This window comes from Enterobacter sp. BIDMC 26, from assembly GCF_000534435.1.
Taxonomy (GTDB): Bacteria; Pseudomonadota; Gammaproteobacteria; order Enterobacterales; family Enterobacteriaceae; genus Enterobacter; species Enterobacter ludwigii.
This window is the reverse complement of sequence record NZ_KI973182.1, coordinates 4,248,559-4,257,359: the sequence shown is the minus strand read 5'-3', so window position 1 is coordinate 4,257,359 and position 8,801 is coordinate 4,248,559. Positions and strand designations below refer to the sequence as shown.

The following is an 8,801-nucleotide window of genomic DNA, read 5'->3' as shown; positions in this document are numbered from 1 at the left end:
CCCGTCCGCCACTCGTCACCCGAGAGCAAGCTCTCTGTGCTACCGTTCGACTTGCATGTGTTAGGCCTGCCGCCAGCGTTCAATCTGAGCCATGATCAAACTCTTCAATTTAAGTTTGATGCTCGTGAATTAAACTTCGTAATGAATTACGTATGTTCACTCAGAGACTTGGTATTCATTTAGTGTCCGAAGACATTAAGAATCCATGTCACTTTGAGTGCCCACACAGATTGTCTGATAAATTGTTAAAGAGCAGTTGCGACGCGGCTTGCAGCTCACCGTCGCGAGGTGGCGTATATTACGCTTTCCTCTTTCAGAGTCAACCCTGAAGTTCAGGATTTTTTCTCTTCAACCGACCGGGTTAACTGTGAAGTGATTCACATCCGCCGTGTCGATGGAGGCGCATTATAGGGAGTTCTCTGCAGGCCGCAACCGCTAAATGACAGAAAAATGACTGACTGCTGCATTCCCCAGCAAAACCCCGCCTTATACCCTTTTACACACAGACTTATCCACAGAGATACGAAAAAGTGAAAATTCGCGAGCGTTGCGCAAACGTTTTCGTTAAAATGCTCGCGCTTAACAAGGATGCCTCGTCAGGTGTGTTAGATGAGTTTTTCGCTGGAAAATTCATCTAACGCTCTCTGTAATCGTGAAATCCAGGGGATTTACCATGCAACAACGTCGTCCAGTCCGCCGCGCTCTGCTCAGTGTTTCTGATAAAGCCGGTATCGTCGAATTCGCTCAGGCACTTTCTGCACGCGGTGTGGAGCTGCTTTCTACAGGTGGTACCGCTCGCCTGTTAGCAGAGAAAGGTCTGCCGGTAACCGAAGTGTCCGATTACACCGGTTTTCCGGAAATGATGGATGGACGCGTCAAGACCCTGCACCCGAAGGTCCACGGCGGTATTCTTGGTCGTCGCGGCCAGGACGACGGCATTATGGAAAAGCATGATATCGCGCCAATCGACATGGTCGTCGTTAACCTCTACCCGTTTGCACAGACCGTTGCCCGCGAAGGCTGCTCTCTGGAAGACGCCGTCGAAAACATTGATATCGGCGGCCCAACCATGGTGCGCTCAGCGGCTAAGAACCATAAAGATGTTGCCATCGTGGTGAAGAGCAGCGACTACAACACCATTATTAATGAGATGGATGCCAACGAAGGGTCGCTGACGCTGGAGACGCGTTTCGACCTCGCCATCAAAGCATTCGAGCACACCGCCGCGTACGACAGCATGATCGCCAACTACTTCGGTAGCCTGGTGCCTGCTTATCATGGCGAAAGCACTGAACCTTCCGGCCGCTTCCCGCGTACGCTGAACCTGAACTTCATTAAGAAGCAGGATATGCGTTACGGAGAGAACAGCCACCAGCAGGCTGCCTTCTATATAGAAGAAGAGGTAAAAGAAGCCTCTGTTGCGACCGCACAGCAGGTTCAGGGCAAGGCACTCTCCTATAACAACATCGCTGACACCGATGCAGCGCTCGAGTGCGTGAAAGCGTTCAGTGAACCCGCCTGCGTAATCGTGAAGCACGCGAACCCATGTGGCGTAGCGGTAAGCACCTCCATTCTCGACGCCTATGATCGCGCGTATAAAACCGACCCAACCTCCGCATTCGGCGGCATTATCGCCTTCAACCGCGAGCTGGACGCTGACACAGCACAGGCCATCATCTCCCGTCAGTTTGTCGAAGTGATCATCGCTCCTTCTGCATCCGACGAAGCCCTGAAAATCACCGCGGCAAAACAGAACGTGCGCGTACTGGTGTGTGGCCAGTGGGCTGAGCGCGTACCGGGTCTGGACTTCAAACGCGTGAACGGCGGTCTGCTGGTTCAGGATCGCGATCTGGGCATGGTCACCGCGGGCGATCTGCGCGTCGTGACGAAACGCCAGCCTACCGAGCAGGAACTGCGTGACGCGCTGTTCTGCTGGAAGGTTGCGAAGTTCGTGAAATCCAACGCGATTGTCTATGCAAAAGAGAACATGACTATCGGAATAGGCGCAGGCCAGATGAGCCGCGTTTACTCCGCGAAAATTGCCGGTATCAAAGCGGCCGATGAAGGTCTGGAAGTGAAAGGCTCGGCAATGGCTTCTGACGCCTTCTTCCCGTTCCGTGACGGTATCGACGCTGCTGCGGCAGTGGGCATTACCTGTGTTATCCAGCCTGGCGGCTCAATCCGTGACGACGAAGTCATTGCCGCTGCTGACGAACACGGTATTGCGATGATCTTCACCGACATGCGTCACTTCCGCCATTAATCCACGGAGCAGAAAATGAAAGTATTAGTCATTGGTAATGGCGGGCGCGAGCACGCTCTGGCGTGGAAAGCGGCCCAGTCGCCGCAGGTAAAAACCGTCTTTGTGGCACCGGGTAATGCCGGTACTGCGCTGGAACCCACGTTACAGAACGTCGCTATCGGCGTGACCGATATCCCGGCCCTGTTGAGCTTTGCTCAGCAGGAGAAAATCGATCTGACCATCGTGGGTCCGGAAGCGCCGCTGGTGATTGGCGTCGTTGACGCCTTCCGGGCTGCTGGCCTGCAAATCTTCGGCCCAACGGAAGGGGCTGCACAGCTGGAAGGTTCGAAAGCCTTCACCAAAGATTTCCTCGCACGTCATAACATCCCGACGGCGGAATATCAGAATTTCACCGAAGTAGAGCCAGCCCTGGCTTACTTACGTGAAAAAGGTGCGCCTATCGTTATCAAAGCCGACGGTCTGGCCGCCGGTAAAGGCGTTATCGTGGCGATGACGCTCGAGGAAGCCGAAGCCGCGGTTCAGGATATGCTGGCAGGCAACGCCTTTGGCGATGCGGGCCATCGCATCGTGATTGAAGAGTTCCTTGACGGTGAAGAGGCGAGCTTTATCGTGATGGTCGACGGCGAGCATGTTCTGCCAATGGCCACCAGCCAGGATCATAAACGCGTTGGCAATGCAGATACCGGGCCGAACACCGGCGGTATGGGCGCTTACTCCCCTGCCCCTGTGGTCACTGACGAAGTGCATCAGCGCACCATGGACCGCATTATCTGGCCAACCGTCAAAGGCATGGCTGCTGAAGGTAATACTTACACCGGTTTCCTCTATGCAGGCCTGATGATCGACAAACAGGGCAATCCGAAGGTGATTGAGTTCAACTGCCGCTTCGGCGATCCGGAAACACAGCCAATCATGCTGCGCATGAAATCTGACCTGGTGGAACTGTGTCTTGCCGCCTGTGAAGGTAAGCTGGATGAGAAAACGTCTGAGTGGGATGAACGTGCTTCTCTGGGCGTGGTGATTGCTGCAGGCGGTTATCCGGGTAATTACAATACCGGTGATGAGATCCACGGTTTACCGCTGGAAGAATTGGAAGGCGCGAAGGTATTCCACGCCGGCACAAAGTTGTCTGACGACGATCGCGTGCTGACCAATGGCGGCCGTGTACTGTGCGCGACCGCGCTGGGTCACACCGTTGCAGAAGCACAGAAGCGTGCCTATGCGCTGATGGCAGATATTCACTGGAATGGAAGCTTTAGCCGCCAGGATATCGGTTATCGCGCAATTGCGCGTGAGCAGGGCGAGTAATTCTTCAGCCAGCCCCTCTCCCGTCAGGGAGAGGGGACGTCACTCAAAAACTCTTTTCTGTCGGCTGCCAGGTGCAGAAGTCTTCGTTCGCGACCAGCAGCAGTTGAGAACCTTCCGGCGCTTCCAGCCACGCCACACTCACTTCCATTGATGAATGCCGCTGACGGCGCTCAATATGTTCGGTTGCCCAGGCTTCAAGCTCAGGCTTAACGGTTTGCCCTTCGCAGGTTGTTACCGTGCCATCGGCATGCCAGCGCCCCTGGCGCAGCACAACGCGTCCCTGACGCAGCGCATCGCTGGTCTGGCGGATTTGTTCGGCACGATAACGATAGAGTGCGACTTGATCGCTGGAAAGCTGCTGTTTTTGACCGCTGACTTCCCGCTGCATAAAGCTCAGCTCGCCATGGTCATCAAAACGCACTTTCACATGTTCGGGGGTCTTGCTGTAGACATTCAGTTCTATCAGCGACAGGTCATCGCCCTGCCAGCGATACTCCGCAGTCGACGTATTGCCGTTATGCCACGGACTGAAAGCAGAAAGCAGATGCACTTCGCCGCCAGAATCTTTGCGCCAGATCCTCACCGCACCCTGGTTGTCAGCGTAGCCGCTGGCGGTAAACGGTGGCAGAGAGGTGTCGTGGCTACAGGCGGACAGAAACATCACGCCCGCCAGCGCGAAAAGACCACGCCAGACAGACAAAAGGGGCGTTGCCGCCCCTTCGTTAAAACTGTTCACTGCCACGCGTCTTACTTAACAGCGTCTTTCAGTGCTTTACCAGAAACAAATGCCGGCACGTTAGCTGCGGCGATTTTGATTTCTTTACCGGTCTGCGGGTTGCGGCCAGTACGCTCAGCGCGGTGGTTCACTTTGAAGGTACCGAAACCAACCAGTTGTACAGCATCACCTTCTTTCAGAGACTCAGTAATAGCAGCCAGGGTAGATTCCAGAGCAGCTTTAGCCTGCACTTTAGACAGATCAGCCTTGTCCGCAATTACATCAATCAGTTGAGTCTTGTTCATAAGTTATCCTTTCAATGTGTTTATCGCTTGCTAAGCATCGAGTGCGACGAAAATGCCAAAAAAGCACTCTCCTGCATACACGCACCGATAGCCACTTTTTTTCGCCCCCCAAATGTAGACCAGACAAGGGGCGAAAGGGAAGAGTCGAGGAGCGACAAAACGAGCGTTATATCAAGTTTTGTTGTCTCATTGGTTAAAAATTATACCAATATTGCTCTCACCAGCCTCACGTAAGTCCGCACGGAGCCCTTTTATCAGCTCAATATCGCGTTCTTCACACTCTGCCAGCAGGCGGAAAATTTCCCACTGGATATCCCATTCCTGCTCAACCGCGGGGTTCACTCGCAACTCTTCGTCGGTCATTTCCCGACCTTCCTGGGTCATTTCCAGCATCGCGACGGTCGTAATGGATGCCTTGCTGACTTCGATAGCATGCTCCAGCGTTTCACCACTCAGACGGGAATGAATCAGTTCGCTTAATGCCACGCAGGCATCAATGGCCGGATAGACACCATACAGGTCGTAGTCATCCGCCGCCGGGATCGCCTCTTCAAGCTTTTCAAGCTGAGAGTCGAAGTTCACCTTAGCGTCTTTGACCGTCAGCGTCTCCCAGATTAAATCCAGGATGCGGCGATAAATCTGCCCTTCACCAAAGCCTGTCTGCTTGCAGAACGCGGCATAGTTGGGATACATGCGCTCGCACAGGCAAGCCATAAAAGTCACGTGCTGCCAGCTTTCCAGCTTCTCAAGGCGCAGATGAATCGGGTTTTGTAGCATGATGAGGTCTCGAATCGAAAATTAGCCGCAGTTTACCTGAATCATCACTGAATTTCTTGCCAACGCGTAAAAGCCGGACGCCCTGACGCTACGGCATCAGCCCAGCGGGTGGGCTCCGGTAAGCGATACCCTTTCATGCAGCGTTGCACCCACGCCAGCGCACTGTCCGTACTCACCCGATGCCCGGTGGCGATAAACAGGGGGTTACAACGCGCTTTACTGCGCCAGACCCACGCCAGTTGCTCACCCTTATCGATAAGAGGTGCCAGCGCGCCTGGCTCGGCGGAGAGCGGCTCAAACGCACCGCACAGGCGTTTTTTAGCCACACCAATGGTAGGGACATCCACCAGCAGCCCAAAATGGCTGGCGACGCCTAAGCGGCGCGGATGAGAGATACCATGGCCGTCGACAAACAGCAGGTCGGGTTTTTGCGAGAGTTGCTCCCACGCTGCCAGCAGCGCGGGATATTCACGAAATGAGAGAAAGCCAGGAATGTACGGCATGGTGGTGGCGATACGCGCCACCTTGTACTCCACCAGTTCCAGCGAGGGATACTTCAGCAGCACCATTGCCGCCCGCGTCACTTCACCTCCCTGCTCAAACCCCACATCTGCTCCGCCAATGTACTGCGGCGGGTCTGTGTCCAGACGATCCTCACGGATCACGGATGAGGCCAGTTCTATCTGTTGAGCGCGTAATGACGCGAGATCCATAACCACTCCTTACTGATGATAATGTGCAGAAAGTCGGTGCACCGCCTCCACAAACGCGCCAGCGTGTTCTGGCGGTACATCCTGATGAATACCGTGCCCGAGGTTGAACACGTGTCCTTCGCCCTGGCCGAAACCAGCAAGAATGGAGGCCACCTCTTCCTCAATACGGGCAGGCTGAGCATAGAGCATAGACGGGTCCATGTTGCCCTGCAGCGCCACTTTGTCATCCACGCGACGGCGCGCATCGGCAATATCGGTTGTCCAGTCGAGACCCAGCGCGTCACAGCCGGTTGCGGCCATGGCTTCCAGCCACTGTCCGCCGCCTTTAGTGAACAGCGTCACCGGCACCCGGCGACCTTCGTTTTCACGCAGCAGGCCATCGACGATTTTATGCATGTAATACAGCGAGAACTGCTGGTAATCGCGCCCGGTCAGCACGCCGCCCCAGGTATCGAAAATCATCACCGACTGCGCGCCTGCTTTAATCTGCGCGTTAAGATAGAGTGTGACGCTCTTCGCCAGCTTGTCGAGCAGCGTATGCAGCGCCTGTGGCTCCGCGTACATCATCTTTTTAATGACGGTAAAGGCTTTGCTGCTGCCACCTTCCACCATATAGGTCGCCAGCGTCCACGGGCTGCCTGAGAAGCCAATCAGCGGCACTTCGCCTTTCAGTTCACGGCGAATTGTGCGCACGGCGTTCATCACATACCCCAGCTCCTGCTCAGGATCCGGTACCGGCAGCTTATCAACGTCGGCTTTGCTTTTGATCGGGGAGGTGAAACGCGGACCTTCACCGGTTTCGAAATAGAGCCCAAGGCCCATGGCATCCGGAATGGTCAGAATGTCCGAAAAGAGAATAGCGGCATCCAGCGGGTAGCGGCGCAGCGGCTGGAGCGTCACTTCGCAGGCCAGCTCGGCATTTTTGCACAGCGACATAAAATCACCCGCCTGCGCACGCGTGGCTTTGTACTCTGGCAGATAGCGCCCCGCCTGGCGCATCATCCACACCGGGGTGACATCAACGGGCTGGCGCAGCAGCGCACGCAGATAACGATCGTTCTTCAGTTCGGTCATTTTGCAGTTCCTTATTGCGTCAGTCCGTGAGTGTAACACTACTCATACTCGGCCCGACACATTGCCACGGTATCTTCTATCAGCCGACGGGCTACCGTTCCCGGCGGGGGTAACAGTGGCAAATCGTCATAACGGTACCAGTTCGCGTCCAGCAGCTCTTTCTGGTCGATAACAATCTCACCGCTATCGTATTCGGCCATAAACGCCGTCATCAGCGACTGTGGGAACGGCCACGGCTGAGACGTTACGTAACGCAGGTTCTTCACCCGGATCCCGCTCTCTTCCATCACTTCACGCGCCACCGCCTGCTCCAGCGTTTCGCCCACTTCAACGAACCCGGCAAGAACAGTATGAATGCCGTTGCGATGGCGGGTATGTTGTGCCAGCAGGATGGAATCGTCACGCCGGATAGCGACGATAATGCACGGCGCAATCTGCGGATAATAGCGTTCACGGCAGTGGCTGCAGAGCATGGCCCACTCGGTTTTGCTCGGGTGCATGGTATGCCCGCAGTAGCCGCAGTATTTATGCGATCGGTAAAACTCGGCCAGCTGCACGCCACGGCCTGCCAGCTGGAACAGGCCCACATCAAGATCCAGCACCTGACGAACGGATCCCATGTCCTGGCGGCGAGGCTGCTGGATCAACCACACCGGCTCCCCTTGCCACTCGCCGATCTTCAGCGCAGGCTGACCAACGAGATCGAAACGATCGGCAGTGCCATGGGGTATTTCCCCACCGGGCAGCCATAATTTTTGTTCGTGACTGACAATCCACCAACCCAGATCTGATTTTTCAATAATACGATCCATATCTATTGCACTACCTTCGCTTCACTGACATGTTGTTAGCATTGTGGTTACATTTTGGATAAGCAGAATCAATTCTAAACCTTGCGGAGTCGAACATGTTAAACCAGCTAGAAAGCCTGACTGAGCGCGTTAGAGGAAGTAACAAACTGGTGGATCGCTGGCTACATGTGCGCAAGCATCTACTCGTGGCTTATTACAATCTGGTCGGTATTAAGCCTGGCAAAGAATCGTTTATGCGGCTGAATGAAAAAGCGCTGGATGATTTTTGTCAGAGCCTGGTCGACTACCTGTCCGACGGCCATTTCAATATTTATGAACGCATTATCCGCGAAATGGAAGGCACTAGCCCGTATTTAACGGCATCCAAACTCTACCCGCTGCTGGAAGCCAATACCCAGCAGATCATGAATTACTACGATTCCACCCTCGAGAATGCCATCGATCACGACAACTACCTTGAGTTTCAACAGGCGCTGTCCGATCTCGGCGAAGCGCTGGAAGAGCGATTCTCGCTGGAAGATAAGCTGATCGCCCTCGTGCTGGATAACGATTCTAAGGCCAGCAACGAAGATAACATCGCGCGGCCTGCTTGAGTTCTTAATCGTTAACGAGTAGTTTACAAACATTCGCCCCTCTCAGGAGGGGTATTACACGAAATCATTCATGCGATAGCGTGAACGGTGGCGTGTAAATTTCTTGTCGGAGTGCCCAGTGTGAAAGCACGGGCTGAGACCGTTAATTCGGGATCCGCGGAACCTGATCAGGCTAATACCTGCGAAGGGAACAAGAGTAAAACTGCTGTAGTATCGCCCCCGGGCGATCTCCTCTTGCTTC

General features: G+C 54.6%; 8 protein-coding genes, 2 pseudogenes and 1 riboswitch. Of the genes and pseudogenes, 4 read left to right on the top strand and 6 right to left on the bottom strand.

Going from position 1 to position 8,801, the window contains the following annotated elements:
• Positions 1-673: 673 nt before the first annotated feature.
• Together purH and purD are read left to right on the top strand one after the other, a co-directional pair.
• Positions 674-2,263, top strand: coding sequence for a bifunctional phosphoribosylaminoimidazolecarboxamide formyltransferase/IMP cyclohydrolase (gene purH / locus L462_RS03460; RefSeq protein ID WP_032679371.1), 1,590 nt, complete (start codon positions 674-676; stop codon positions 2,261-2,263).
• A 15-nt stretch (positions 2,264-2,278) separates the two neighbouring features.
• A complete protein-coding gene (purD, locus tag L462_RS03465) occupies positions 2,279-3,571 on the top strand; it encodes a phosphoribosylamine--glycine ligase (RefSeq protein ID WP_032679369.1) in 1,293 nt (430 codons plus the stop codon).
• Positions 3,572-3,614: 43 nt separating this feature from the next.
• Here purD and L462_RS03470 read toward each other — a convergent pair whose 3' ends face one another.
• From L462_RS03470 to hemE, 5 genes are all read right to left on the bottom strand, one after another.
• Positions 3,615-4,307, bottom strand: a complete 693-nt coding sequence (locus tag L462_RS03470; RefSeq protein ID WP_020882988.1) for a DUF1481 domain-containing protein — start codon at positions 4,305-4,307, stop codon at positions 3,615-3,617.
• Positions 4,308-4,318: 11 nt separating this feature from the next.
• Entirely contained in the window at positions 4,319-4,591 is a 273-nt protein-coding gene (gene hupA / locus L462_RS03475; protein ID WP_002445246.1) for a nucleoid-associated protein HU-alpha, read from the bottom strand.
• A gap of 186 nt (positions 4,592-4,777) precedes the next feature.
• Positions 4,778-5,368, bottom strand: coding sequence for a YjaG family protein (locus tag L462_RS03480; protein WP_014168169.1), 591 nt, complete (start codon positions 5,366-5,368; stop codon positions 4,778-4,780).
• Positions 5,369-5,412: 44 nt separating this feature from the next.
• Positions 5,413-6,081, bottom strand: coding sequence for a deoxyribonuclease V (gene nfi / locus L462_RS03485; protein ID WP_025206412.1), 669 nt, complete (start codon positions 6,079-6,081; stop codon positions 5,413-5,415).
• Between the two features lie 9 nt (positions 6,082-6,090).
• Positions 6,091-7,155 carry a uroporphyrinogen decarboxylase gene (gene hemE / locus L462_RS03490; protein ID WP_032679368.1) on the bottom strand — a complete coding sequence of 355 codons (1,065 nt, stop codon included), beginning with the start codon at positions 7,153-7,155 and terminating at the stop codon, positions 6,091-6,093.
• A gap of 1 nt (position 7,156) precedes the next feature.
• Here hemE and L462_RS25800 point away from each other — a divergent pair.
• A pseudogene (locus tag L462_RS25800) lies at positions 7,157-7,246 on the top strand (hypothetical protein); the annotation flags it as partial.
• Here L462_RS25800 and nudC read toward each other — a convergent pair.
• Positions 7,215-7,967 (bottom strand): annotated as a pseudogene (gene nudC / locus L462_RS03495) (NAD(+) diphosphatase); the annotation flags it as partial. The pseudogenes L462_RS25800 and nudC overlap by 32 nt on opposite strands.
• Positions 7,968-8,062: 95 nt before the next feature.
• On the opposite strand from nudC, the gene L462_RS03500 reads away from it, so the two are divergent.
• Positions 8,063-8,560, top strand: a complete 498-nt coding sequence (locus L462_RS03500; protein WP_014168165.1) for an Rsd/AlgQ family anti-sigma factor — start codon at positions 8,063-8,065, stop codon at positions 8,558-8,560.
• A 97-nt stretch (positions 8,561-8,657) separates the two neighbouring features.
• A riboswitch (TPP riboswitch) is annotated at positions 8,658-8,767 on the top strand.
• The last annotated feature ends 34 nt before the right edge of the window (positions 8,768-8,801 follow it).

Bases quoted from the DNA above. Each gene is read 5' to 3' on its own strand.
- purH (WP_032679371.1), top strand. From the start codon at position 674: ATGCAACAACGTCGTCCAGTCCGCCGCGCTCTGCTCAGTGTTTCTGAT.
- purD (WP_032679369.1), top strand. From the start codon at position 2,279: ATGAAAGTATTAGTCATTGGTAATGGCGGGCGCGAGCACGCTCTGGCG.
- hupA (WP_002445246.1), bottom strand. From the start codon at position 4,591: ATGAACAAGACTCAACTGATTGATGTAATTGCGGACAAGGCTGATCTG.
- L462_RS03480 (WP_014168169.1), bottom strand. From the start codon at position 5,368: ATGCTACAAAACCCGATTCATCTGCGCCTTGAGAAGCTGGAAAGCTGG.
- nfi (WP_025206412.1), bottom strand. From the start codon at position 6,081: ATGGATCTCGCGTCATTACGCGCTCAACAGATAGAACTGGCCTCATCC.
- hemE (WP_032679368.1), bottom strand. From the start codon at position 7,155: ATGACCGAACTGAAGAACGATCGTTATCTGCGTGCGCTGCTGCGCCAG.
- L462_RS03500 (WP_014168165.1), top strand. From the start codon at position 8,063: ATGTTAAACCAGCTAGAAAGCCTGACTGAGCGCGTTAGAGGAAGTAAC.